20 protein-coding genes are annotated in these 25,712 nt (G+C 39.7%); 13 read left to right on the forward strand and 7 right to left on the reverse strand.

Annotated elements, in window-relative coordinates:
• Positions 1–139: 139 nt before the first annotated feature.
• Both H6A61_RS11360 and H6A61_RS11365 read right to left on the reverse strand, forming a co-directional pair.
• A complete protein-coding gene (locus tag H6A61_RS11360; protein WP_204393711.1) occupies positions 140–571 on the reverse strand; it encodes a BT0820 family HAD-type phosphatase in 432 nt (143 codons plus the stop codon).
• A gap of 18 nt (positions 572–589) precedes the next feature.
• Positions 590–1,843 (reverse strand): DEAD/DEAH box helicase, encoded by a 1,254-nt coding sequence (locus tag H6A61_RS11365; protein ID WP_204393713.1) that lies wholly within the window; start codon positions 1,841–1,843, stop codon positions 590–592.
• Between the two features lie 356 nt (positions 1,844–2,199).
• On the opposite strand from H6A61_RS11365, the gene H6A61_RS11370 reads away from it, so the two are divergent.
• Positions 2,200–2,694 (forward strand): thioredoxin family protein, encoded by a 495-nt coding sequence (locus H6A61_RS11370; RefSeq protein ID WP_204393715.1) that lies wholly within the window; start codon positions 2,200–2,202, stop codon positions 2,692–2,694.
• 111 nt (positions 2,695–2,805) lie between these two features.
• Here H6A61_RS11370 and spt read toward each other — a convergent pair whose 3' ends face one another.
• Positions 2,806–3,993, reverse strand: coding sequence for a serine palmitoyltransferase (gene spt / locus H6A61_RS11375; protein ID WP_204393717.1), 1,188 nt, complete (start codon positions 3,991–3,993; stop codon positions 2,806–2,808).
• Between the two features lie 176 nt (positions 3,994–4,169).
• Between spt and H6A61_RS11380 the strand changes: the two genes are divergently transcribed.
• Positions 4,170–5,222, forward strand: a complete 1,053-nt coding sequence (locus H6A61_RS11380; RefSeq protein WP_154042779.1) for a diacylglycerol/lipid kinase family protein — start codon at positions 4,170–4,172, stop codon at positions 5,220–5,222.
• A 70-nt stretch (positions 5,223–5,292) separates the two neighbouring features.
• On the opposite strand, the gene H6A61_RS11385 is transcribed toward H6A61_RS11380, so the two are convergent.
• Positions 5,293–6,000 (reverse strand): tRNA1(Val) (adenine(37)-N6)-methyltransferase, encoded by a 708-nt coding sequence (locus H6A61_RS11385; protein WP_204393719.1) that lies wholly within the window; start codon positions 5,998–6,000, stop codon positions 5,293–5,295.
• Between the two features lie 150 nt (positions 6,001–6,150).
• Between H6A61_RS11385 and lon the strand changes: the two genes are divergently transcribed.
• From lon to xylE, 7 genes are all read left to right on the forward strand, one after another.
• The gene (gene lon / locus H6A61_RS11390; protein WP_204393721.1) at positions 6,151–8,610 is read left to right on the forward strand and encodes an endopeptidase La; all 2,460 of its coding nucleotides are present in this window, start codon (positions 6,151–6,153) and stop codon (positions 8,608–8,610) included.
• A gap of 24 nt (positions 8,611–8,634) precedes the next feature.
• Positions 8,635–9,765, forward strand: coding sequence for a tRNA guanosine(34) transglycosylase Tgt (gene tgt, locus H6A61_RS11395; RefSeq protein ID WP_204393723.1), 1,131 nt, complete (start codon positions 8,635–8,637; stop codon positions 9,763–9,765).
• Between the two features lie 38 nt (positions 9,766–9,803).
• Positions 9,804–10,934: an LptF/LptG family permease gene (locus H6A61_RS11400; RefSeq protein WP_154042775.1), complete on the forward strand. Its 1,131-nt coding sequence runs from the start codon at positions 9,804–9,806 to the stop codon at positions 10,932–10,934.
• Positions 10,935–11,367: 433 nt separating this feature from the next.
• Positions 11,368–12,099 carry an NUDIX hydrolase gene (locus tag H6A61_RS11405; RefSeq protein WP_154042774.1) on the forward strand — a complete coding sequence of 244 codons (732 nt, stop codon included), beginning with the start codon at positions 11,368–11,370 and terminating at the stop codon, positions 12,097–12,099.
• Between the two features lie 17 nt (positions 12,100–12,116).
• Positions 12,117–13,598, forward strand: coding sequence for a xylulokinase (locus H6A61_RS11410; RefSeq protein WP_204393725.1), 1,482 nt, complete (start codon positions 12,117–12,119; stop codon positions 13,596–13,598).
• A 63-nt stretch (positions 13,599–13,661) separates the two neighbouring features.
• A complete protein-coding gene (xylA, locus tag H6A61_RS11415; RefSeq protein WP_204393727.1) occupies positions 13,662–14,978 on the forward strand; it encodes a xylose isomerase in 1,317 nt (438 codons plus the stop codon).
• A 109-nt stretch (positions 14,979–15,087) separates the two neighbouring features.
• Entirely contained in the window at positions 15,088–16,566 is a 1,479-nt protein-coding gene (xylE, locus tag H6A61_RS11420) for a D-xylose transporter XylE (protein WP_154042771.1), read from the forward strand.
• Between the two features lie 210 nt (positions 16,567–16,776).
• Here xylE and H6A61_RS11425 read toward each other — a convergent pair whose 3' ends face one another.
• A complete protein-coding gene (locus H6A61_RS11425) occupies positions 16,777–19,017 on the reverse strand; it encodes a glycoside hydrolase family 20 protein (protein ID WP_204393728.1) in 2,241 nt (746 codons plus the stop codon).
• A gap of 44 nt (positions 19,018–19,061) precedes the next feature.
• Positions 19,062–19,853 (reverse strand): M48 family metallopeptidase, encoded by a 792-nt coding sequence (locus tag H6A61_RS11430; RefSeq protein WP_204393730.1) that lies wholly within the window; start codon positions 19,851–19,853, stop codon positions 19,062–19,064.
• A 195-nt stretch (positions 19,854–20,048) separates the two neighbouring features.
• On the opposite strand from H6A61_RS11430, the gene H6A61_RS11435 reads away from it, so the two are divergent.
• Genes H6A61_RS11435 through H6A61_RS11445 form a run of 3 tightly spaced genes read left to right on the forward strand, consistent with a single transcriptional unit; the run spans position 20,049 to position 23,375 of the window.
• The gene (locus H6A61_RS11435; protein ID WP_204393731.1) at positions 20,049–21,548 is read left to right on the forward strand and encodes a 4Fe-4S binding protein; all 1,500 of its coding nucleotides are present in this window, start codon (positions 20,049–20,051) and stop codon (positions 21,546–21,548) included.
• Between the two features lie 16 nt (positions 21,549–21,564).
• A complete protein-coding gene (locus H6A61_RS11440; protein WP_204393733.1) occupies positions 21,565–22,941 on the forward strand; it encodes an aldo/keto reductase in 1,377 nt (458 codons plus the stop codon).
• A 20-nt stretch (positions 22,942–22,961) separates the two neighbouring features.
• Positions 22,962–23,375: a DUF1893 domain-containing protein gene (locus tag H6A61_RS11445; protein ID WP_204393752.1), complete on the forward strand. Its 414-nt coding sequence runs from the start codon at positions 22,962–22,964 to the stop codon at positions 23,373–23,375.
• A 5-nt stretch (positions 23,376–23,380) separates the two neighbouring features.
• Here the strand turns inward: H6A61_RS11445 and H6A61_RS11450 are convergent, their stop codons facing one another.
• Positions 23,381–24,184 (reverse strand): MBL fold metallo-hydrolase, encoded by an 804-nt coding sequence (locus tag H6A61_RS11450; RefSeq protein ID WP_204393734.1) that lies wholly within the window; start codon positions 24,182–24,184, stop codon positions 23,381–23,383.
• Between the two features lie 184 nt (positions 24,185–24,368).
• Here H6A61_RS11450 and H6A61_RS11455 point away from each other — a divergent pair, with 184 nt between their 5' ends.
• Complete coding sequence (locus H6A61_RS11455) at positions 24,369–25,709, forward strand: cobyrinate a,c-diamide synthase (RefSeq protein WP_204393736.1); 1,341 nt, start codon at positions 24,369–24,371, stop codon at positions 25,707–25,709.
• Positions 25,710–25,712 lie beyond the last annotated feature (3 nt).

The following is a 25,712-nucleotide window of genomic DNA, read 5'->3' on the forward strand; positions in this document are numbered from 1 at the left end:
ATTTAAAAGGGGCCGTATCAAACTCTGTATTGAGTAATGATGCGGCCCTTTTTTAGTCTTTTAGGGTGCTCAAATTTCAAATTATAAGTTCATTTTTTCAAAAAATGAATTTTGACACACCCTCTTTGTGAGTTATAATCTATCTGAATATTTTACTGAATATTCCACCCTTTTTCTTGCTTTTATTTTCGTATGAATTTATATTTTCATTATAAATATCTTCATAAGTGAGCTTTTCAGAAATCATTCTATATATAGTTCCCCAGTCCGGGAGTCCTCCTAGATTTCTGTCGTCAATGAATAAATCAGCTTTCAGCTTTCTGGAGAAATGATCATGCGATTTTTTTTCTTCTGGATAATTACTGTTTATAGCATAAAATTCCAATCCACGTTCACGGCAAAATTCTACGGCCTCTTCCAAAAGTTTATCCTCTCTCACAGTCCAAAGAATCAGGGTGTGTCTTTCTTCTTTTAGTTTTTTGAGTGTATCAATAGCAAATGGAATTTCCTTACCTATGTATGGATATTTATGCTCAACTATTGTACCATCAAAGTCAACTGCTATAATCATAACTTCTTCTCCTATATATTATTTATCCTTTTTCTTTGTGTCTTTGCTTTTGTTTTCTCTGCTTTTAGTATTCTTTTTGCCGTTTCTTGGCTTACGTGAAGATTTCTTCTTTTCTGTTTTAGGAGCATATTCAGGACCATCTTCCATTCCTTCGGGCATTTGTAGTTTATAGATATTTTTGTCCAGGAATTTTTCTATCTGATAGAATTTGGTTTGTTCGTTTTCACTAACAAATGTTATGGCACAACCGTCATTGTTGGCACGTGCCGTACGGCCTATACGGTGTACATAGTCTTCGCAATCGTGTGGTACATCGTAGTTGATAACAAGTCTGATATCGTCAATGTCAATGCCTCTTGCAACTATGTCTGTAGCTACAAGGATATTGACTCTGCCATTTCTGAATTCATGCAGTATTTCCTCTCTTTGGCTCTGTTCCAGGTCGGAGTGCATCTCACCAACCTTCAGCTTCATGCGTAAAAGTGCTTTTGTTACTTCCTTGACTTTCATCTTGGATGAAGCAAAAATGATGACTCTTTCCGGCTCTTGTGATGAGAAGAGGCTTTTAATTATATCGAGTTTCTGTGATTCATAACAGATATATGCAGCCTGAATTATTTTTTCTGCAGGTTTTGAAACTGCGAGTTTTACCTCTGTAGGATTATTTAGAATGTTTTCTGCCAATTGTCTGATTTTTTCCGGCATAGTAGCAGAGAACATAATTGTCTGTCTTTCTTTAGGCAGATGCTTTACTATCTGGATAATGTCATCATAAAATCCCATGTCGAGCATTCTGTCGGCCTCGTCTAATATGAAAAATGACACTTTTGATAAATCAACATATCCTAAGCTGATATGACTGATGAGACGTCCAGGAGTAGCTATTACGACATCAGCTCCCAATGTGAGTCCTTTTTTTTCTTGTTCAAAACGTACACCATCGTTACCTCCATATACTGCAACACCTGATACCGGCATGAAATATGAGAATGCTTCCATCTGCCTGTCTATCTGTATTGCGAGCTCACGGGTAGGGGACATTATTATGCAGTTTATAGAGTCTTCAGGATAATTGCCACTGCACAATTTGCTTAGGACAGGTAAAAGATATGCTGCTGTTTTACCTGTTCCGGTCTGTGCCACTCCTATAAGGTCATGTCCTTCCAGCAGAACAGGTATGGTATGTTCTTGGACTGGGGTACATTCTTTAAAGTTCATGGCGTCAAGTGCGTTTAAAACGCTATCGTCTAAATTTAATTCTGAAAACTCCATTTTGGATTGTATTTTATGCTGATGTGTTCGTTATGAAAGTATTACTTCGGATAATACGTTGCAAAGTTAATCAAAATATGCTTTATAAGCCATATAAACACGTTTTTTTTGTATTTTAACCTCATAAATAATGAGTTTTTCTATTGATGTATATCATAAAAATATGTTGAATAACATAAAATTTTTTATGAAAATTATGCTGCTACTTAAAAAAGACGTATATTTGCGTCGATTTCAAACAATAAATGCATCCAAAACTTATTATCCGTGACGGATATATGGATGTAAAAATAATGTTCCGAGATGAAATCACTGTTAAGGACAGGCTCGGATAGTATTAACTAAAATCACATTACATGATTAAAAGTGTAAAGCCGATTTTTGTTGTATTAGTATTCAGTTCCTTAATTTCTTTCTCATTTATTGAGAAGAAAGACCCTACAGAGAAATTGGTACCTGGTGACAAAACACCGATGCCAGTTCTTGAATTTGAAAAGCAGTCGCTCAACCTGCGTGCCGATGAAGGTAAATATACATTGTTGAGCTTTTGGGCGGGATATGATGCAGTGTCGAGAGTAAAGAACGCAGAATTATGCCATGCATTGCAGAATACGGACCGCATTAAGATGATTTCTGTTTCAATGGACCGTTACGAATCTGTTTTTCGTGCGGCTGTAGAACAAGACGGATTGGAATCGGCGCTTTGTTGCATTGAAACAGACGGCAAGTCTTCTGAAATCTTTAAGGAGTTTGGTCTTAGAGATGGTTTTGCCAACTATCTTATTGATAGTGACGGAATGATAGTGGCAAAGAATGTTACTGCCGAAGAATTGGTCTCGTATATGAATTGATATTCATTCGAGATTTTGAAGATGAAATTATCGAATACAACAAAAAAGCAAAAGAGGCTGTCTTTTAGGTTATTACCTTAAGACAGCCTCTATTTTATTTTTGTCTCTCTCTTATTTTATGATTTCAAGTTCCTTGAAACATTTCAGCAATTTGTCAATTGCATAGTCAATCTGTTCCTTGGTATGTGTTGCCATGAGTGCAAATCTTACAAGAGTATCTTGAGGTGCACATGCAGGAGGTATTACAGGGTTTATGAATACTCCTTCATCGAAAGCCATTTTTGTTACAAGGAAAGTCTTGTCTGTGTCGCGTACATACAATGGTATGATAGGACTCTCAGTGTCACCTATTTCAAAACCGCATTCACGGAAGCGTTTCAATGCATAATTGGTTATTTTCCACAGATTTTCCTGACGTTCCGGTTCTGTCTGCAAAATGTGAAGTGCCTCTATCGCTGCAGCTGTTGCGGCAGGAGTGCTGCTGGCTTGGAATATGTATGAACGTGCGTTATGGCGTAACCAGTTGATGATGTCTTTGTCTGCAGCCACGAATCCACCGATTGAAGCCAATGACTTACTGAATGTACCCATTATGATATCAACTTCGTCAGTTAAGCCGAAATGGTCGCAAACACCACGTCCGTTACGTCCGAATACTCCAACTCCATGAGCTTCGTCAACATAAACTGTTGCATTGTATTTTTTCTTCAGACGGATTATCTCAGGCAAGTTCGCCAAATCACCTTCCATAGAGAAAACACTGTCAACAACGATCAGTTTAATTGCGTCAGGTTCGCATTTCTGAAGTTCTTTTTCCAAAGCTTCCATATCGTTGTGCTTGTATTTCAGCTGTGTAGCGAAAGTAAGACGTCGTCCATCAACGATAGATGCGTGGTCACGGTCGTCACAAATGATGTAATCGCCACGTCCCACAAGCTGAGGTATTACTCCCTCGTTTACGGTGAAACCTGTAGAGAAACAAAGAGCTTCGTCTTTACCGATAAATTCAGCAAGTTCTTTTTCCAACTGTACATGGATGTCTAGAGTGCCGTTCAGCAGTCTGGATCCGGCGCATCCTGTTCCGTACTTACGTGTTGCGGCTATTGCTGCATCAATAATTCTTTGGTCGTATGTCAAACCCATATATGAGTTTGATCCGAACATTAACACCTTTTTGCCGTCCATCATCACCTCTGTATCCTGGTGACTGTCTATTTCGCGGAAATAAGGATAAACCCCCTTCTCCATATACATTTGCGGGAGTCTGAATTTACTTAACTTTTCTTGTAATAATCCCATATTTTATTAGATAGATTTTCTTCGTTGTTTTAACAGCCTGCAAAGATAGTAAAATTTCAACAAAGGGTAACAATACGGAACATTTTTTATACCTGTAAATAAGATTTTGTATTATTAGAAAGTTTTATATTCAAATTATATATTACATTTGCATAAACAACCAACATGTACTAGATATGGACATCAGAGAGGATATTATATTCATAGTGAATCCTATTTCAGGCACTCAAGACAAAGCAGCCATCCTTGAATATATAGAATCCAATATTAATCGGAATATATTTAATCCTAGAATTATAAAGACAGAATATGCCGGTCATGGCTATGATATAGCCCGCAAGGCTGTGGAAGATAAAGTGTCGTTTGTTGTTGCAATAGGAGGTGATGGAACTATAAACGAGATAGGAAGTGCATTGGTACATTCCGATACGGCATTGGGCATTATACCTTGTGGCTCCGGCAACGGTCTTGCACGTCATTTGCATATACCTATGAACTATCAGAAAGCACTTCAGGTTATCAATAAAGCTAATGTGCGTTCTATTGATTATGGAAAGATTGCCGGTCATCCTTTTTTCTGTACATGTGGAGTAGGTTTCGACGCTTTTGTGAGCCTGAAATTTGCCGGATCGAAACGAAGGGGGCTCGTTACTTATCTGGAAAATACATTGATGGAGAGTCTTCATTATGAACCAGAAACATATGAAATAGAGAATTCGGAGGGTACAGTTAAGTATAAAGCTTTTCTTATTGCGTGTGGAAATGCCTCACAGTATGGAAACAATGCATATATTACTCCGCAAGCCTCTCTTTCCGACGGTATGATGGATATTACCGTATTGCAACCTTTCACTGTGCTTGATGTGCCATCTTTGTCTTTCCAGCTGTTTACGAAAACTATCGACATGAATAGCCGGATAAAAACCATGAAGGATAAGAAGATAACTATTCATAGGGCGACAGAGGGAGTATTCCATTTTGACGGTGATCCGATGATGGGACCTAAAGATCTTGTGGTTGAGATTATACCGTCTGCTTTAAAAGTGATATGCCCGCCTAAACCTAATAAAAGCATTTATGAACCGCATAATATTTTGCAACATATAACGGATTTTATTGAGGCCAAACCTGTTTCAGCTTCTATTGCCGAGAAACATAGGCAATTGATGGAGATGAACAAGACAATAATGAAAAAACTGGTAAAGAAAAACAATCCTCCTGAAGAATGATGTTCTTTTACCGATACAGACAGGGAAGTACTACTACATATGTGCATTGCAGTACTTCTCTGTTTTTTTATCAAAGATAGAAATCCGAGGTCAGATCATCATATTCTTTGCTCCTGACTCCATTTTCTGAAAGAAGTAGTTGAGATATAATCGTTATATTATTTCTGCAATCTTTTTTGAACTCCATGAGTACTCGTTTGGGGGGAGCTCCGGGCTTTGTTATGACCTCTGTCTTTTTTGTCAGGCTTAAATTGTTTTTTATAGCCTCACTGATAAAATCCATAGCGGATGTTGCAGGTAATATAACGCAGAATCTACCTTTGTCCTTGAGCATGAATGAGGTAGTCCGTGCCAAATGGCTAAAACATAGTCCGTCTGTATGTCTTGCTATATTTCTTTTTTCTGAGAATCCTTTTGTCTTTTCATTAAAAAACGGAGGATTAGATACTATCAGGTCATATTCGGTATTGTGATTCTGGAAGTATTCATTTATATCAGCTTTTACTACATTTAGCCTGTCCTTCCATAAAGTGTTGTTCATGTTTTCTTCAGCTTGTGCAGCAGCTTCTTCGTCAATTTCTATCCCGGTGATAGTGGCATTGCATTTTTGTGCAAGCATTATTGCTATAAGTCCTGTCCCTGTTCCTATATCTGCTATTTTTGATGCTCCTTCTGTATTAGTCCACGCTCCAAGCAAAACTCCGTCAGTCCCGACTTTCATTGCACACTTGTCCTGATTGATCGTGAATTTCTTGAATTTGAAATATTCGTTTCCCATTATTGCCCTTGTTAAGTTTGTGCAAAGATACGCAAATAGCCCGGTTTGCATATGCTGAAGCATAACATTTGGTATAAAATGTTTTATTATTATGTGTATAATCATTAACTTTGTAGCCGTTTGTTTAAACAGATAATTCAAAATTAATATATGTCTGAGGATAAAAATAAAAGAGAAGAAGTAGCTTTGATAGCCAAAATAGATATTGACCAGTCTGAAATGCCTACAGAGGAATTGAATGGGGAAATGCCGGTCCTGCCGTTGCGAAATATGATAATATTCCCTGAAATAGTAATGCCTGTAGCCATTGGCCGAAGAAGCACACTTGAATTGGTGAAGTCTGCTTATAAGAAAAAAAGTCCAATAATTCTTGCTACACAGAAGGATGCTTCTGTAGATAATCCTGTATTTGAGGATTTGTATCCGCTCGGCGTTATAGGCAGAATAGTCCGTATAATAGAATTGCCGGGAGGAGCTACAAATGCTTTGATACATACAGGAGGTCCGAAAGTCAGGATAGAGAAAATCACTTCTACTGATCCGTTCCTTATGGGAACTGCCGAACCGGTAGTGGAAAACAATAAATCACCTAAAACCAATGAATTCAAGGCTATAATGAGTACATGCTTTGATGTAATGAAAAAGTTACACGAAAGTATGGAAGAACTTGGCCCTGATTTCCTTATGGCATTGAGGGATATGGAAGGGGATTCTGTAAGAATCAATTTCATATGTTCTAATTTCCCTTTAGAGGTGAGCTCCAAGTATGAATTGCTGAAGCATGACAACATCAAAGACAGGGCAATTCACCTTATCGGTTATTTGAATGAGCAACTTGAGATTGCCAAGCTGAAACAGAATATCCAGATGCGTACTCGCGAAGAGCTGGACAAACAGCAGCGTGAGTATTTCCTGCAGCAACAATTGAAAAATATTCAGGATGAATTAGGTAACGGTGCCGAAAGCGAGATTGATAACTTACGCGCACAGGGAAAGAAAAAACAATGGTCGAAGGAAGTGGCTGAAATATTTGATAAGGAAGTCACAAAACTTGAACGTATCAATCCCCAGTCGCCTGATTATAATGTGCAGTATTCATATCTGCAGAATTTGTTGGCATTGCCATGGAATGTATATACACCGCAGACATTCAATCTGAAATCGGCAGAAAAAACTTTGAATCATGATCATTATGGTCTTGAAAAAGTAAAAGAACGCATATTGGAACATCTTGCTGTACTGAAGCTGAAAGGTGACATGAAATCGCCTATTCTTTGCCTTTATGGCCCTCCAGGGGTGGGTAAGACATCGCTTGGACGTTCCATTGCAACGGCTCTGAAGAGAAAATATGTCAGAATGTCGCTGGGAGGTGTACACGATGAAGCTGAAATACGAGGACATAGGAAGACGTATATAGGTGCTATGCCGGGAAGAATCATAAAGAGCCTTATCAAGGCAGGTTCTTCAAATCCGGTGATAATTCTTGATGAAATTGATAAATTGGGTAATAGTAATCAGGGTGATCCTGCATCTGCTATGCTTGAAGTCCTTGATCCGGAACAGAATGGTACATTCCATGACAACTATATAGATATTGATTATGATTTGTCGAATGTGATGTTTATCGCTACTGCTAACAATCTTGGTGGAATACCTGCTCCTCTTCTTGACAGAATGGAGCTGATTGAGGTCAGCGGATATATAACAGAAGAGAAAGTAGAAATAGCCAGAAGACATCTTATTCCTAAAGCGATGGAGGCTAACGGACTTACAAAAGACAATATAAAGTTCTCAAAATCTGCTATAGAATTCATCGTGGAGAATTATACCAGAGAGAGCGGTGTGCGCGAGCTTGAAAAGAAAATAAACAAGGTGATGAGACGTACCGCTTATAATATAGCTCTTGGTAAGGAAGTGGCTTCAAAGGAACTGAAACCGGAGGATATACCTGCATGTCTTGGTCCTGTAGAGTATTCAAGAGATAAATATCAGGGAAATGATTATGCCGGTGTAGTTACAGGTCTGGCTTGGACAGCTGTTGGCGGTGAAATTCTTTTTGTGGAAACGAGTCTCAGTAGAGGAAAAGGAAGTCGTCTTACTCTGACAGGAAATCTTGGAGATGTTATGAAGGAGTCTGCTATGCTTGCTCTGGAGTATCTTAAGGCTCATAATGATTTGCTGGATATACCTGAAGAAGTGTTCGAGAACTGGAATATCCATATCCATGTACCAGAAGGAGCAATTCCTAAGGATGGCCCGTCTGCAGGTATAACTATGGTGACTTCATTGGCTTCTGCGCTTACAAGAAGAAAAGTCAAGAATCGCCTTGCCATGACAGGAGAAATAACATTGCGTGGAAAAGTCCTGCCTGTTGGAGGTATTAAGGAGAAAATTCTAGCAGCTAAGCGTGCCGGTATAGAAGAAATCATATTATGTAAGGAAAATAAGAAGGATATAGACAATATACCTGAAATATATCTCAAGGGTCTTAAATTCCATTATGTAAATGATATTAGGGAAGTTCTGGATATAGCATTGACTGATGAAGTAGTTACAAATGCGCCAAAGCTTACTATACCTGAGACGAATAAAGATAATGACAATAAATAATTACTGCCATATTAGAATAATCATATGAAATTTGAATTACAATATACCGATCCCAAATCAAATGCAAGAGCGGGGCTTATCACTACAGATCACGGACAGATAGAAACTCCGATATTTATGCCTGTAGGTACATTGGGTACGGTCAAAGGTGTGCAGCTTCTGGAACTTAAAGAAGATATTAAAGCTCAGATAATACTGGGCAATACATATCATCTTTATCTGAGACCTGGACTGGATGTTATTGAAGGTGCGGGAGGATTGCATAAGTTCAACGGATTTGACCGTCCTATGCTGACTGACAGTGGAGGATTCCAGGTGTTCTCTCTTTCAGGCATAAGAAAAATGCGCGAGGAAGGTGTAGAATTCCGTTCACACATTGATGGCTCGAAACATTTGTTTACGCCTGAAAAGGTTATGGATATTGAGCGTACAATAGGGGCGGACATTATGATGGCATTCGATGAATGTGCTCCAGGTACTTCCGACTATCAATATGCAAAAAAATCAATGGAACTCACTCACAGATGGTTGGATAGGTGTATTACAAGGTTTAATGAGACAGAGCCGAAGTATGGATACAACCAGTCATTGTTCCCTATAGTGCAGGGATGTGTTTATCCTGATTTGCGTAAGCGTTCTGCTGAGTATATAGCTTCGAAAGGAGCTGATGGTAATGCGATAGGCGGACTTGCAGTGGGCGAGCCTACAGAGAAGATGTACGAAATGATTGAGGTGGTAAATGAAATACTTCCTCAGGATAAGCCTAGATATCTTATGGGAGTAGGTACTCCAGTAAATATACTTGAAGGTATAGAACGAGGAGTCGATATGTTCGATTGTGTGATGCCGACACGCAACGGTAGAAACGGTATGCTGTTCACCAAAAACGGAATAATGAACATGCGCAATAAGAAATGGGAGAAAGATTATTCTCCTATTGAGGCTGATGGCGCATCGTATGTAGATACCTTGTACAGTCGTGCCTACCTTCGTCATTTGTTCCATGCCGAGGAATTGTTGGCATTGCAGATAGCTTCTATACATAATCTGGCATTTTACTTATGGCTTGTCAAGGAAGCAAGAGCACATATAATAGCCGGTGATTTCTCTACCTGGAAGCCTGCTATGGTTGAGCGTCTTTCTACCAGATTGTGATTTGTGGACAGTAAAATCCATTGAACCCCTATAAAAATATGAAGGAGAAACTTGAAAAGATAAAGGATAAATATCTGAAACGTTTTTGGTTAAGACGTATAGACAGATATATAATGAAAAAATTCCTGGGCACATTCTTTTTTGCCCTGGCGCTTATTCTGTCTATATCTGTAGTGTTCGATATAAATGAAAATATTGATAGTTTTATCAATAATAAAGCTCCTGTTGAGGCTATCATATTCGATTACTACATGAATTTCGTTCCTTATTATGCCAATCTTTTCAGTCCTCTGTTCATTTTTATATCTGTGATATTTTTCACCAGTAAGTTGGCGGAGAATTCGGAAATCATAGCTATGTTTTCCACTGGTATGAGTTTCAAGCGGTTGTTGGTGCCATATTTCTTGTCTGCTGCCATTATTGCAATTGGAAGCTATATCCTAAGTTCGCAATATATACCTAAAGGCAGTATCACCCGAATAGACTTCGAAGCCAAATACAAGAATAAAAAGAAAGTAAATTATGCAAGGAACATCCAGCTTGTAGTCGATACTGGAACTATCGCCTACATGGAAAGATATGAGAATTATAATCTGACTGGCTACAGGTTCTCTCTTGACAAGTTTGAGGATAACAAGTTGGTTTCGCATCTCACAGCCCGACGTGCTACGTATGATACAACAAAGGTGCACAGATGGATAGTGAGGGATTATATGATAAGGGAAATGAAAGGTATGAAGGAGGTTATCACAAAAGGAGAGAGACTTGATACCATAATAAAGATGGAGCCGCAGGACTTCCTTATTACCCGAAATCAGTATGAAACCTTGACAAGTCCTGAATTGAAAACCTACATAGACAATCAGAAACGTCGTGGTTTTGCAAATATAAAGGAGTTTGAAGTGGAATATTACAAGCGTATAGCCACTCCTTTTGCGGCATTTATTCTGACTCTTATAGGAGCCTCGCTTTCTTCCAAGAAAGTGAAAGGTGGTATGGGACTCAATCTTGGAGTTGGTTTAGGTTTGAGTGCTTCATATATACTTTTCCAGACCATATCTTCCACATTTGCCATAAGTGGTAATGTGCCGCCGGTACTGGCCGTCTGGATACCTAATATATTATTCCTGTTTATTGCTATATATTTGTATATAAAAGCTCCAAAATAACAAAAAATATTGTTGGTAGTTTATTCCGTAACGCCCCGTAAAACAGCAGTCTGTTTTGCGGGGCGTTATTTCGTTATACTTTTTTAACGTACTGCTTTTTCAGTTTGTTGCTATAAAAAATCATGCCAATTTATGTAAGGATATTTTGTGTTTGAAAAATACAATAACTATACACATTTGTCTTTATGTAATGGATTTGTAAATATCTGTAATATAAAGAATTTGCTATACTTGTTCCGGCAGGAATTAAAAGTGGCAATATTACGTAAATTACATATTGTATGTTTTATGAAAAGACTATAAGGTGATATTGTAATATATATGATATGTATTTATCTGATAATTAACCGTGTATAGCTTGCGAAAATTTTTCTTTTATTTCTTGCTTAATTAAAAATAAAGCTTTTTATTTGCACTCGAAAACGATAAACACATGAATAGTATGGAACACAAAATGCCTTTGGCTAACAATCATATTTCAGTTGACTGCGTAGTGGTTGGTTTCGATGGCGAACGACTGAGAGTCCTCCTGCTTAGACGAATTGGTGAAGATAGCGGAGAAGTATTTCACGATATGAAATTACCGGGTAGTCTTATATATATGGATGAAGATTTGGATGGAGCCGCTATGCGTGTGTTAAACGAGCTTACAGGATTCAAGAATGTGAATCTTATGCAATTCAAAGCTTTCGGTTCAAAAGACAGAACAAAAAATCCTAAAGACGTCAGATGGCTTGAAAGGGCAGAGAAAGCAAAGGTGGAACGTATTGTTACCATAGCATATCTTTCTCTTGTGAAAATAGATAGAGCATTAAACAAGAATCTGGATAATTTTCAGGCAGAATGGGTTCCTTTGGATGAGGTGAAGGATTTGGCGTTTGACCATAATCTTATAATAGAGGAAGCGATGAAGTTCATACGTCAGTATGTGGAGTTCAATCCATCCTGTTTGTTCGATCTGCTTCCACGAAAATTTACAGCGTTGCAGTTGAGAGTTCTTTATGAAGTTCTGTTCGGCAAACAGATTGACGTCAGAAACTTCCATAAGAAGATTATGATGATGGAATACGTAATTCCTATGGACGAGTTCCAGCAAGGAGTCTCACACAGGGCTGCGAGATATTACAGATTTGACAAGAAGATATATAATAAGACAAGAAGATAATCTAAAACCATAATAACATGTATTTATTAGGATATGATATTGGTAGTTCGTCTGTTAAGGCGAGTTTGGTAAATGCCGTTACTGGCAAGTGTGTAGCTTCTGCTTTTTATCCTAAAACTGAAGCGGCTATTATAGCAGTTAAACAGGGATGGGCAGAACAGGAACCTGCAAACTGGTGGGAAAACCTCAAACTTTCCACTAAGGCAATAATGGCAGAGTCCGGAGTTAAGGCTGAAGATATCAAGGCGATTGGTATTTCTTATCAGATGCACGGACTTGTATGTGTAGATAAAAATCAGAATGTTCTTCGTCCTGCTATTATATGGTGCGACTCAAGAGCTGTCCCATACGGACAAAAGGCGTTCGAAACAATAGGCGAAGAGAAATGTCTGTCTCATTTGCTGAACTCTCCGGGTAACTTTACTGCATCAAAGCTTGCATGGATAAAAGAAAACGAACCGGAAATATTCGAGAAGATATATAAGATAATGCTTCCGGGCGATTACATCGCAATGCGATTGACAGGCGAGATCTGTACTACAGTATCAGGATTGTCAGAAGGAATGTTCTGGGATTTCAAGAACAATCGTGTGGCTGACTTCCTCATGGATTATTACGGCTTCGACAAGTCAATCATCGCAGACATCAAGCCAACTTTCTCAGAACAGGGTAGAGTTACTGCAGCTGCAGCACAGGAATTGGGACTGAAAGAAGGTATTCCTGTTACATATCGTGCCGGAGACCAGCCTAACAATGCATTGTCACTGAATGTATTCAATCCTGGTGAAATAGCATCTACAGCAGGTACTTCAGGAGTTGTATATGGTGTAAACGGTAAAGTGAACTACGATCCTAAATCAAGAGTAAACACTTTTGCTCATGTCAACCATACAGAAGAACAGACACGTCTCGGTGTGTTGCTGTGTATCAACGGTACAGGTATATTGAACTCATGGATCAAGCGTACAGTTGTTCCTGAAGGTGTTTCATACGCTGAAATGAATAATCTGGCAGCTCAGGTTCCTATAGGTTCGGGTGGCGTTAGTATATTGCCTTTCGGTAATGGCGCTGAACGTATGCTTCAGAACAAGGAAGTAGGATGCTCTATCAATGGTGTAAACTTTAATCTTCATACACGCAACCATATTATACGTGCAGCACAAGAAGGAATTGTGTTCTCTTTCAAATATGGTATAGATATTATGAAGGGCATGGGTATGGATGTACAGAAAATCCATGCAGGACATGCCAATATGTTCCTCAGCCCTATATTCCGTGAGACATTGGCCGGAGTGACAGGTGCTACAATTGAATTGTATGATACTGACGGTTCTGTAGGTGCAGCCAAAGGTGCCGGTATGGGAGCAGGTATCTATAAGGATAATAACGAGGCATTTGCAACACTTGAAAAACTTGAAGTTATCGAACCGAAACTGAGTGATGCCGCTGCTTATGCTGACGCTTACGGACGTTGGGTAGAATATTTGGAAAAACTTTAATAAAAAAATAATATAATAGATTAATTGTCAACTTTAATATTAACTTTTTAAATTTTGAATATTATGGCAACAAAAGAGTACTTTCCTGGAATTGGAAAAATCAAATTTGAAGGTGTAGAAAGTAAAAACCCTATGGCTTTCCGTTACTACGATGCTGAAAAAGTAATCTTGGGTAAAAAGATGAAAGACTGGTTGAAGTTCTCTATGGCTTGGTGGCACACTTTGTGCGCTGAAGGTGGCGACCAGTTCGGTGGCGGAACTAAGTCTTTCCCTTGGAAAGGAAATGCTGACAAAGTACAGGCTGCTAAAGATAAAGCAGATGCTGGATTTGAAATCATGCAGAAATTGGGTATAGAATATTATTGCTTCCATGATGTTGACCTTTGTGATGAAGCAGAAACAATCGAAGAATATGAAGCTAACTTGAAAGAAGTTGTTGCTTACCTGAAACAGAAACAGGCTGAAACTGGCGTTAAACTGTTGTGGGGTACAGCAAACGTATTCGGACACGCACGTTATATGAACGGTGCTGCTACAAACCCTGATTTCGACGTTGTAGCTCGTGCTGCTGTTCAGATTAAGAATGCTATCGATGCTACTATCGAACTTGGTGGTACTAACTATGTATTCTGGGGCGGACGTGAAGGTTATATGTCACTTCTTAACACAGACCAGAAACGTGAAAAAGAACACTTGGCTCAGATGTTGACTCTTGCTCGTGACTATGCACGTTCTAAAGGCTTTACTGGTACATTCCTTATCGAACCAAAACCAATGGAACCATCTAAACACCAGTATGATGTTGACACTGAAACAGTTATCGGTTTCTTGAAAGCTCACAACCTTGACAAGGACTTTAAAGTTAATATCGAAGTAAACCACGCTACTCTTGCCGGTCACACATTCGAACACGAACTTGCAGTAGCTGTTGACAACGGTATGCTTGGTTCTATCGACGCTAACCGTGGTGACTATCAGAACGGATGGGATACAGACCAGTTCCCAATCGACAACTACGAATTGATCCAGGCTATGATGCAGATTATCCGTGGCGGTGGTCTTGGAAACGGTGGTACAAACTTCGATGCTAAGACTCGTCGTAACTCTACAGACCTTGATGATATTTTCATCGCTCACATCGCTGGTATGGATGCTATGGCTCGTGCTCTTGAAAATGCAGCTCGTTTGCTCGAAGAATCTCCATACAAGAAGATGCTTGCTGACCGTTACGCTTCATTCGATAGCGGTAAGGGTAAAGAGTTCGAAGAAGGTAAACTTACTCTTGAAGATGTTGTTGCTTATGCTAAGGCTAATGGCGAACCAAAACAGACTAGCGGTAAGCAGGAACTTTACGAGGCTATTGTAAATATGTATTGCTAATATCTGATTGAATGTCAGAGCATGGTCGGCGCACGGCTGTCGGCGGTATTAAACCTATGACAGCTGTGAGCCGGCTTATTTCGTTTTTATAATTTATAATCTTGATATTATGAATAATACAGAAAAAGGCAGCAAAGCTTATCTTTTTTCCATAGTCCTGGTAGCTGTATTAGGAGGATTGTTGTTTGGATACGACACGGCTGTTATCTCTGGAGCGGAAAAAGGACTTCAGGCATTCTTTATGGGTGCAAGTGATTTTACATATACCGATGCATGGCATGGCATTACTTCTTCCAGTGCGCTTATAGGTTGTATCATTGGTAGTGCCATATCAGGTTTCTTTGCTTCAAGATTTGGACGTAAGAACTCACTATTCATGGCAGGCATTATGTTCTTCCTATCAGCGTTAGGTTCATATTGGCCTGAGTTCCTTTTCTTTGATTATGGAAAACCTACATACTCATTATTGATAGCTTTCAATTTTTATCGTGTTCTAGGGGGAGTTGGTGTCGGTCTGGCTTCTGCCATTTGTCCTATGTATATAGCTGAGATTGCACCAAGTAATATTCGTGGAACATTGGTTTCATGGAACCAGTTTGCCATTATATTCGGTCAGTTAGTGGTGTATTTCGTTAATTTCCTTATTTTGGGAGACAATATAAATCCTGTTATCAAGGCAGTAGAAGGTGTAAATCAGATTATTAATCCTGGAGAAGCCGCTTGGACTATCGAGACCGGATGGAGATTGATGTTCGTTAGCGAGGCTGTTCCTGCAGGACTTTTCACATTGCTTGTTTTGCTTGTGCCTGAAACTCCGAGATATCTTGCAATGGTTGGCAAGGATGAAAAAGCTTTGTTCGTACTTAGCAGAATCAATGGTCTGACTCAGGCTAAGGCAATACTTCAGGATATCAAGGCTACAGCCGAAGAAAAAACAGAAAAACTGTTTACTTACGGATGGACTGTTATTTTCGTAGGTATCATGCTTAGTGTATTCCAGCAGGCTGTAGGTATCAATGCCGTATTGTATTTCGCTCCTCGTATATTTGAAAGCATGGGTATGGGTAACCCGATGGTTCAGACAGTATTTATGGGTGTTGTGAACATATTATTCACTCTTCTTGCTATTTTCACAGTTGAACGTCTTGGAAGAAAGCCTCTTCTTATATGTGGATCTATAGGCATGGCCATAGGAGCACTTGGTGTGGCATTGAGTAACGCAGTTACTGGTCTTCCTGCTATTGTTCCTGTTGTCAGCATTATGATTTACAGTGCTTCGTTCATGTTCAGCTGGGGACCTATCTGCTGGGTTCTTATTGCAGAGATATTCCCTAATACTATTCGTGGCGGAGCTGTAGCTATAGCAGTGGCATTCCAGTGGATATTCAATTTTATTGTTTCTTCTACATTCCTTCCTATGTACAATATGAGTGCAGGTGATATGGGTGTGAAGTTTGGCCACATGTTCGTTTACGGACTTTATGGAGTGATTTGTATTCTTGCAGCTGTATTTGTATGGAAGATGGTTCCTGAAACAAAAGGCAAGACTCTGGAAGATATGACCAGACTTTGGAAGAAAAACAAGTAATTCCACGTTGTAATTTTTTTGATTATAGACATGCGAAAAAAACGTGCGGTCGTTTTATATAAAATGAACTGTCGTTTTAAATAGAATGAACTGTTGTTTTTAGTAAAACGTGCGTTCATTTATTTTGAATGTATTGCAGCTAAATAAAATAAGCCCTAAAGGTCGCAATGATCTTTAGGGCTTAAATATTTTTATGTTGATGTCATGAATTTATTTGACGACAATTTCATCCAGGAAAATCCATCCTCCGTCTATATCTACTGCTTTAGCGTATATTCTTATAAATCTGGCTGTTGCCTTTCCTTTCCATGAGAAGTCATGGAATATTACGCCTTCCCTGTCTGTTGGAATTTCATGTGTCAAAGTGTCCAAATCCTTAAATTTCTTACCGTCATTCGAAATCTGTACCTGAATGTATTTAGGCAGCCACACATAGGGCCCTTTGGCCTGCATCCCAAGAATAGATATATTTGATATATCGGTCTTTTCTCCTAAATCTATAACAGCGTCAACATCGGTATTGAGAAATCCTAGCCATTTTCCGTCATTATAACCTTGTCCTCCATGATATCCGTCTATAAGGGTACTTTCTCCGGATGCCGGATAGTTTTTGGAATATTGGGTCTTGAGTGTTATTTTCTTCTTTATTGCCTTATGGTAATCAATGTCTTTTTCGAGAACTTTACCTACAGGTTTGCCATCGCCAAATGCGCGTGCAGACAGTTTCATTGTTCCTTTCACTGTCAGCGAATCTTTATATATAGGTGAGTTTACATCGGGCTCTGTTCCATCGGTAGTATAATGGATGTTTACACCGGTTTTTTCGCATGTCAAGGCAACTTTTATTTCTTTTTTGTCATAATCAATGCGTATTCTTGTTTCTATATCTGCCGAAAGGGTATAAGGGTTGAATCCCTTGTCTATAAGTCTTGGAATTTCATTGTTTACACGTTCTTTGAAATTATTCCAGTTCTTATTCTCCGGCATAGTCCATCCCACTTCTGCTATTGCAAGGATACGCGGATAAATCATATATTCCGTATGCTCAAGAGTAGGCATGTATTCTCTCCACACGTTACCCTGTACGCCTAAAATCATTTCTGCCTGTTCACTATTGAATGATGCTGGTATAGGGTTATACGAATATACCTTTTCAAGAGTCAGATAACCGCCTATCGCTTCAGGCTCGGTGGAAGGATTTGCCTGATAACCGTCAAGGTAGCAAAATTCTCCCGGTGTCATAACTACTTTATGACCGGCTTTTGCGGCGGTAATTCCTCCCTGTTCTCCACGCCATGACATGACAGTGGCATTTGGAGCAAGTCCTCCTTCAAGTATTTCATCCCATCCTATGATGTCACGTCCTTTGCTGTTCACGTACTGTTCTATGCGGTGTATCATGTAGCTTTGCAACTCATCTATGTTGTCAAGACCTTCTTCCTTCATCCTCCTCAAACAGTCAGGACATGTTTTCCATCCGCTCTTTACTGCTTCATCACCGCCAATATGTATGTAATGTGAAGGGAAAAGGTCAATCACTTCGTCAAGTACGTCTTGCAGAAAATCGAAAGTGGCTTCTTTACCTATACAGAAATCAGAATTTTTGTACATGTCGTTTGAGCATGACAATAGGGGATAAGCTGCAAGTACCTCTTCCGAGTGACCTGGCATTTCTATTTCGGGGATTATTGTGATATGCCTTTTTTCTGCATAATCAAGTATCTCCTTTATATCATCTTGTGTGTAATAGCCTCCATGAGCGTTGGCGTCGTCCTGATTGCAGTAATGTCTGTCAGAATTCCACCATTCCTTCCATGTCTCATATGGGCGCCATGCTGCGAAATTTGTAAGTCGGGGATATTTTTTTATTTCAATTCTCCATCCGGCTCCGTCTGTCAGGTGCCAGTGGAATCGGTTCATCTTGTAACGTGCCAGCGCATCAAGTTGTTTCTTTACGAATTCCTTGCTGCTGAAGTGTCGTGATTCGTCAAGATGCAATCCACGGTATTCGAATCGCGGCTTGTCTAGAATTTCGATAGAAGTAATGAAGTTGTAATCGTTCTCTTCTGCCAGTTGTAATACGGACTGCAGTCCGTAGAAAAGACCTGATGATGTTTGCGCTGAAATATCTATGCCATTAGGAGATATTTTGAGAATATATCCTTCGTCTCCTAAATTATTGTCGGAGACTGTTTCCATTTTAATAAATCTGTCCGAACGGTTGTCGGCAGAATAGTCTATTTTCAATGGAGTAGTTTTGATATAGCTCACCATATCATCAAGCTCTTTTCCAGTCAGATTTGTTTTAAATGCCAAATCAGAGGACAGTTCTAATCTACCTTCCTTCACCGTCATTTCTTGGGGGTGCGGAATTACATTTTGTGCTGTCGTAACATTGAAGTTTGCTAGGAACGACAGGCACAATAAGAATGAGATTGTTCTTTTTTTCATTGTATCAGGTTTTGTGGTTTGAGGATTTTCAGGGTAGTATTAGCTTATTTTTTATACTTTTTCAGTTCTGGCAATATCTTGTTTATTTCGTTTATTCTGTGTGCATCACTTGGGTGTGTGCTCATAAATTCAGGAACACTGCCACCGGACTGTGCCGACATTTTCTGCCAGAAATTAACGGCAACTTCAGGATTATATCCGGCAATTGTCATCAGTATAAGCCCCATATAGTCGGCTTCCAGCTCATGTGTTCTTGAGAAAGGAAGCATCACGCCATACTGCGCACCTATTCCGTAAACTGTTCCTGCTACATTTTTTACCATAGCACTTTTTTCAGACAATGCAGCCGAAAGTATTTGCGAGCCATACTGTGCCGCAATCTGCTGGCTCATTCTTTCATTGCTGTGTTTAGCTACGGCATGTGCCACTTCGTGACCTATCACTACAGCCAGTTCGTCGTCTGATGCTACTAGTTTCATAAGCCCTTCGTAAACCACAATCTTTCCACCGGGCATACAGAACGCATTGACCTGTTTGTCGGCTACAAGATTGAATTCCCAGGAAAAGTTTTTGATCTCGTCCGTCATTCCTGCTTGTCTGAGATACTCTTCTGTAGCTGCGGCTATCTTCAGACCTACACGTTTGACCATGGCCGTTTGTGATGAAGATGTCGATTTTTGAGCAGTCTTGATATAATCATTATATTGTGTGAGGCTTGACGACAGGACCTCAGAATCGGAAACAAGTAATAACTGTTTTCTGCCTGTCAGTGGAACTGAACCACAGCTTGTGAGGAGGCATATTAAAGCGAATATAAAGATGTATTTCTTTTCCATAAAGTTGATATTATAATATTATAGGCAAATATGATAAAAAAAAACGATTATTCAAAGTGTATGTAGTGGGAACGGATTATCTATACTCATTCTAATTAGAGCCTGGTGCTTACACATTGCATGTATAATTCTTCAAAAATATTCTTATTTTTTCTACTTTTGTATGAATATGTATATAAATGACATTATTATATTATGTTGAGAAAAGTTAGACAGATTCTTGCTCTGGTGTTTTTCCTTTGTATAACATTATTGTTCCTTGATTTTACCGGGACAGTGCATGCCTGGTTTGGTTGGATGGCAAAAATTCAGTTTATGCCGGCTTTATTTGCTGTAAATGCAGTGGTATTGGTATTTTTATTCCTGCTCACATTAATTCTGGGGCGTGTATATTGTTCCGTTATTTGTCCTCTTGGAGTTATGCAGGATGTGATTTCGCGTATCGGTGGGATGCGTAAGAATAAGAAAAACAGGTTCACTTATTCACCGGCACTCTTTTATCTGAGATATGTTGTTCTGGCAATATTTATCGCCGCATTTTTTCTAGGAGCAGGTTCGGTGGTAGCTTTGCTGTCGCCATACAGTTCATACGGAAGGATAGCCTCAAATCTGTTGGCTCCGATATGGCAGTTTGGCAATAATATCCTGGCATATTTTGCCGAACGTGCAGAAAGTTATGCTTTTTATTCTACAGAGGTTTGGATAAAGAGCCTTCCTACATTTGTTATAGCAATAGTCACTTTCATTACAATATTTGTTCTGGCATGGCGTAACGGACGTACTTATTGCAATACTATCTGTCCGGTAGGTACAATATTGGGCTTTATTTCACGCTTCTCTATTTTCAGAATTGAGATAGACAAAGATAAATGCAAGAACTGTCGTCTTTGTTCCAGACAGTGCAAATCGTCATGTATCGACATCAAGAATCATAACATAGATTACACACGTTGTGTGGCATGTATGAATTGTCTCGATTCATGTAAGCATGATGCTATACATTATGTATCTCGCTTCCGTAAAGACAAGGGAAATGAGGTGAAGACAGAGAGTAAGGGGGAAACAGATAATTCCAGAAGAGCATTTCTTACAACTGCTGCAGTGATTACAGCAGGAAGTGCATTGAAGGCACAGGAAATGAAGGTTGACGGCGGACTTGCAAAAATAATAGACAAGAAAGTTCCTCATAGAAATACACCTATACTTCCTCCGGGAGCATTGAGCAAGAACAGTTTTGCCAAGCAGTGTACCGGATGCCAGTTGTGCGTCTCTGTTTGTCCTAATCAGGTGTTGCGTCCTTCGACAGACCTTATGCGACTTATGCAGCCTGAAATGTCGTATGAAAGAGGATATTGCCGTCCGGAATGTACCAAGTGTTCCGAAGTGTGTCCTACAGGTGCAATAAATCTTATCTCACTGGCCGACAAGGCTTCTACCCAAATAGGACATGCCGTATTCATAATGGAGAATTGTGTTGCGGTTAAGGATGGAGTGGAATGCGGTAACTGTGCCCGTCATTGCCCTGCTGCCGCCATAAAGATGATACGCAGGGATAAAGACGATAAGAACTCCCCTAGAATACCTTCTGTCAATGTGGAAAGATGTATAGGCTGTGGAGCATGCGAGAACCTTTGTCCGTCACGTCCTTTCAGCGCAATCTATGTGGAGGGACATGAACGCCATAGAATGATTTAATAATAAAGATTGTAGTATGGAAAAGAAAAATATAAATCGAAGGGATTTTATAAAGATAGTAGGGATAAGTACAGCTACGGTTAGCGGACTGTTTTATGGATGTGGAAAAGGTAAATCTGATGAAAATGTCTCTCCAGACCCTACATCACCGGTTCCTGTGGATAAGATGACATATCGTACTTCCAGCCGTGGTGACAAGGTCTCATTGCTGGGATATGGCTGTATGCGATGGCCTACACTTAAATCTCCGGCAGGTGACGGTAATGTGATAGATCAGGATGCAGTAAATGAGCTTATTGACTATGCCATGGCGCATGGAGTGAACTATTACGACACGTCTCCGGTTTATGTTCAGGGATGGTCGGAAAAATCGACAGGTATAGCTCTTAAACGTCATCCGAGGGATAAGTTTTATGTAGCAACAAAGCTGTCGAATTTCTCTAACTATACGCGCGAGAATTCCATAAAGATGTACAAGAGGTCGTTCGAGGAACTTCAGGTGGACTATATCGACTATTATCTGCTTCATTCCATCGGCAATGGCGGCATAAAGACTTTCCGTGCCAGATATATTGAGAACGGAATGCTTGACTATCTAATTGAGGAAAGAAAAGCAGGGAGAATCCGTAATCTCGGATTTTCGTTCCATGGTACAAAAGAAGTATTCGATGAGGTGCTTGCCATGCACGAAAAGGTGCATTGGGATTTCGTGCAGATACAGTTGAACTATGTTGACTGGCGTCATGCATCAGGAAATAATGTAAATGCAGAATATCTTTATGCGGAGCTGGAAAAACGTAATATTCAGGCAATAATAATGGAACCGTTGCTTGGTGGTCGTTTGTCGAATGTTCCACAACATATAGTTGACAGGTTTAAACAGAACAGACCGACTGAGAGTGTCGCGTCTTGGGCTTTCCGATTTGCCGGAACTTGGGATAAGGTACTTACTGTCCTGAGCGGTATGACATATATGGAACATTTGCAGGACAATATCCGTACATACTCTCCATTAGTCCATCTTACAGATGAGGACAAGGAATTCCTTGAAGAGACAGCACAGCTTATAAAGAAATATCCTACAGTGCCTTGCAATGACTGTAAATACTGTATGCCATGTCCATACGGTATAGATATTCCTGCCATATTGGTTCACTACAACAAGTGTGTCAACGAAGGTAATGTACCTAAGTCAAGTAAGGACGAGAATTATGACAAGGCACGCAGGGCATATCTTGTAGGTTACGACAGAAGTGTCCCTAAACTGAGACAGGCAAGCCATTGTATTGGCTGCAAACAGTGTATAGAGCATTGTCCTCAGGATATAAATATTCCTCGTGAGTTGCATCGTATAGACCGTTTTGTAGAGTCATTAAAGCAAAATAAGTTATGATTCAATTTTGGGATGGTGAGATGTCGTCATTGAAAGACGAGTTGCAGAAAGGCGGCTGGTCGTGCGTCATAGGCAATGGTGCTGAGATGCGGACATTCTCACGCAGAGGTGTAGCAGATTTGTATGATATACTTATGACTGAGCCTGAATTACTTGAAGGGGCTTCAATTGCCGATAAGGTAGTAGGGAAGGGAGCTGCTGCACTAATGATTTTAGGAAAAGTTTCAAGACTTCATACACATATAATAAGTACTCCGGCATTGGCCTTATTGCGCAGTGCCGGAGTAATTACCGATTTTGATATAGAGACAGATTATATTATAAACCGTGACGGAACAGGACGTTGCCCTGTAGAGACATTGTGCGATGGATTGTCTGAACCGGAGAAAATGCTGCCTCTTATATCGGATTTTCTTTCCAAAATACGTTCCTGAAATATTTACAGTTCAAAGATTCCTGTAGGTGACGTTCTTCTCAAAGGAACAACTTCCAGATCTCTGCCAACAATTATATCCTTTGATTTTAAAGCGGTTTCCACTGTCTTCAAAGCCAGTTCGGGATGATTATTGTCTTTACTTAAATGGCATAGCCACAGGTATTTCAGTTGTGAAGGAAAATTACAGGAAATAAACTCTGCCAGTTCCTTGTTGCATAAATGTCCGTTGCCGCTTGCAATTCTTTCTTTCAGGTGGGTAGGATAAGGCCCTGTGTCAAGCATTGTCTTATCGTAGTTCGCTTCCATCACCAGATAGTCGGAAATGCTTACAAACTGGGCTACGGTAGGAGTGATGCGTCCTATATCTGTTATGAACGTAAACATCTTGTCGCATATCTTTATGCTATATCCGACATTGTCTGTCGAGTCGTGCGGGACCTCAAAACATGTAATCTCAAGATCGTCCAGCTTGACAGTTTCTCCTTTGCTGATATATCTTTTCATGTTCTCGGCCAGCTTTTCAGTCATGCAGTAGCTCCTTTTCATGCCTTCGTGCACTTCCGGTGTCGCATATATCGGTATGTTATGCTTTCCTGCCAGATGCCCTACAGCCTTGATGTGGTCGGCATGGTCGTGTGTAACAAATACGGCTTTAATCTCATTCAAATCTATGCAGTGTTCCTTAAAAATCTTTTTTACTGAACGTATTCCCAACCCACCATCTATCAATACGGACGTGTTACCATTGCTCAGATAATAGCAGTTTCCGCTACTTCCACTGGCAAGGCTTAAAAACTTTATATTCATATCGTTATTTCGTATTTTGTGTTCTTATGATTTTTGAAGTCGAAAAAAGTTGTGCGAAATTACAAAAAATAGGCATAAAAAACTAGTGCAACATTGAATTTATGGGTATAGACATCAGTCAATGTTATGCATAAAGAATATTTTTTGTACTTTTGCAACTGCAATTTTAATCGACTGTAACTGAATGAAACCACAATTTCTCATAGGAGGAGCAACGTCAGGGAGCGGAAAGACTGTTTTCGCTTTAGGGCTTCTTCGTGCCTTGAGAAAGAGGGGGATAAAGGTGCAGCCGTTCAAGTGTGGTCCCGATTTCATGGATACACAATTGCATGCCATTTCTTCAGGAACAGATTCTGTAAATCTTGACTCATGGTTTGCAGGACGGACACATCTCCAGTATGTGTATAACAAATATGGAGAGAAGTCCGATGTGAGTGTCATAGAAGGTAATTCAGCATTGTTTGACGGATATAAGAGAATGCAGGGCAGTAGTGCGGAGATTTCGCAACTTCTTTCAGTACCGGTAATATTGGTTGTCAATGCCAGATCTGCTGCATATTCCATTGCTCCGATGCTTTATGGATATAAGTTCTTCCGTCCTCAGGTCAGGATTGTTGGTGTAGTTTTCACTCAAGTGTCATCTCCTACACATTTTTCTTATTTAAAGGATGCCTGTAACGATACAGGGCTACACACTCTGGGATATATTCCGTTTTATGATACCTTAAAACTTCCTTCGCGTCATTCAGCATACACACAGACCGTAAGGGCTGAAATAGACGAGATATCAGAAAAGGTGTCGGTTTACATAGAGCAAAATATGGATATTGACCGTATTTTGAAAATGTGTACACGTATTTTCCCATGTGAATATACGTTACCATATACTTCCGATGTAGAAGAAACTGCATACCAATTCTATAGTCCAAGGAAATATCGTATAGCGATTGCGCGCGATTCTGCATTTAACCAGATATATAAGGAAAATCTTGACTGTCTATCGGCTTTAGGTACAATTACTTTTTTCAGTCCGCTGTACGGAAATAATCTTCCGGAAGCTGATCTTGTGTATATCCCAGGAGGCTATCCCGAATTTTATGCACGCCAATTACACAGAAGAAAACCTTTTATGAAACAATTGAAGGAATATGCTGAAAACGGTGGACATTTATTGGCAGAGTGTGGTGGCTTGGTTTTATTGTCAAGCTCTCTGACGGTACGCGACGGTGGCAGTGCATACGAAATGAGTGGCGTGTTTCCGTTTCATTGTACAATGAAAGATTCCTGCCTGCATACAGGATACCGTTCTTTAGATTTGAATGGTATATCTCTTAAAGGTCATGAATTCCGGTATTCTTCTTTCAGTATTGACGATAAAACAGAACTGCGTGATATCAAGTGTCTGACAGTGAATAATACACGTGGCAATGATGCCAGTACGCCGGTTTACAGATATAAGAATGTGATAGCAGGCTTCACCCATTGGTATTGGGGTGAAACCGATATTATGAAGCTGTGGAAATGACAG

Source organism: Bacteroides caecigallinarum (assembly GCF_016901995.1).
GTDB classification, from domain to species: domain Bacteria; phylum Bacteroidota; class Bacteroidia; order Bacteroidales; family Bacteroidaceae; genus Phocaeicola; species Phocaeicola cellulolyticus.

What these genes read in the sequence shown, in the direction of transcription:
- H6A61_RS11430 (WP_204393730.1), bottom strand. Translation starts at nt 19,853, where the DNA reads ATGGAAAAGAAATACATCTTTATATTCGCTTTAATATGCCTCCTCACA.
- H6A61_RS11405 (WP_154042774.1), top strand. Translation starts at nt 11,368, where the DNA reads ATGAATAGTATGGAACACAAAATGCCTTTGGCTAACAATCATATTTCA.
- H6A61_RS11380 (WP_154042779.1), top strand. Translation starts at nt 4,170, where the DNA reads ATGGACATCAGAGAGGATATTATATTCATAGTGAATCCTATTTCAGGC.
- H6A61_RS11410 (WP_204393725.1), top strand. Translation starts at nt 12,117, where the DNA reads ATGTATTTATTAGGATATGATATTGGTAGTTCGTCTGTTAAGGCGAGT.
- tgt (WP_204393723.1), top strand. Translation starts at nt 8,635, where the DNA reads ATGAAATTTGAATTACAATATACCGATCCCAAATCAAATGCAAGAGCG.
- H6A61_RS11450 (WP_204393734.1), bottom strand. Translation starts at nt 24,184, where the DNA reads ATGAATATAAAGTTTTTAAGCCTTGCCAGTGGAAGTAGCGGAAACTGC.
- H6A61_RS11400 (WP_154042775.1), top strand. Translation starts at nt 9,804, where the DNA reads ATGAAGGAGAAACTTGAAAAGATAAAGGATAAATATCTGAAACGTTTT.
- H6A61_RS11425 (WP_204393728.1), bottom strand. Translation starts at nt 19,017, where the DNA reads ATGAAAAAAAGAACAATCTCATTCTTATTGTGCCTGTCGTTCCTAGCA.
- H6A61_RS11385 (WP_204393719.1), bottom strand. Translation starts at nt 6,000, where the DNA reads ATGGGAAACGAATATTTCAAATTCAAGAAATTCACGATCAATCAGGAC.
- H6A61_RS11455 (WP_204393736.1), top strand. Translation starts at nt 24,369, where the DNA reads ATGAAACCACAATTTCTCATAGGAGGAGCAACGTCAGGGAGCGGAAAG.
- spt (WP_204393717.1), bottom strand. Translation starts at nt 3,993, where the DNA reads ATGGGATTATTACAAGAAAAGTTAAGTAAATTCAGACTCCCGCAAATG.
- H6A61_RS11360 (WP_204393711.1), bottom strand. Translation starts at nt 571, where the DNA reads ATGATTATAGCAGTTGACTTTGATGGTACAATAGTTGAGCATAAATAT.
- H6A61_RS11445 (WP_204393752.1), top strand. Translation starts at nt 22,962, where the DNA reads ATGTCGTCATTGAAAGACGAGTTGCAGAAAGGCGGCTGGTCGTGCGTC.
- H6A61_RS11370 (WP_204393715.1), top strand. Translation starts at nt 2,200, where the DNA reads ATGATTAAAAGTGTAAAGCCGATTTTTGTTGTATTAGTATTCAGTTCC.
- xylE (WP_154042771.1), top strand. Translation starts at nt 15,088, where the DNA reads ATGAATAATACAGAAAAAGGCAGCAAAGCTTATCTTTTTTCCATAGTC.
- H6A61_RS11440 (WP_204393733.1), top strand. Translation starts at nt 21,565, where the DNA reads ATGGAAAAGAAAAATATAAATCGAAGGGATTTTATAAAGATAGTAGGG.
- H6A61_RS11435 (WP_204393731.1), top strand. Translation starts at nt 20,049, where the DNA reads ATGTTGAGAAAAGTTAGACAGATTCTTGCTCTGGTGTTTTTCCTTTGT.
- lon (WP_204393721.1), top strand. Translation starts at nt 6,151, where the DNA reads ATGTCTGAGGATAAAAATAAAAGAGAAGAAGTAGCTTTGATAGCCAAA.
- xylA (WP_204393727.1), top strand. Translation starts at nt 13,662, where the DNA reads ATGGCAACAAAAGAGTACTTTCCTGGAATTGGAAAAATCAAATTTGAA.
- H6A61_RS11365 (WP_204393713.1), bottom strand. Translation starts at nt 1,843, where the DNA reads ATGGAGTTTTCAGAATTAAATTTAGACGATAGCGTTTTAAACGCACTT.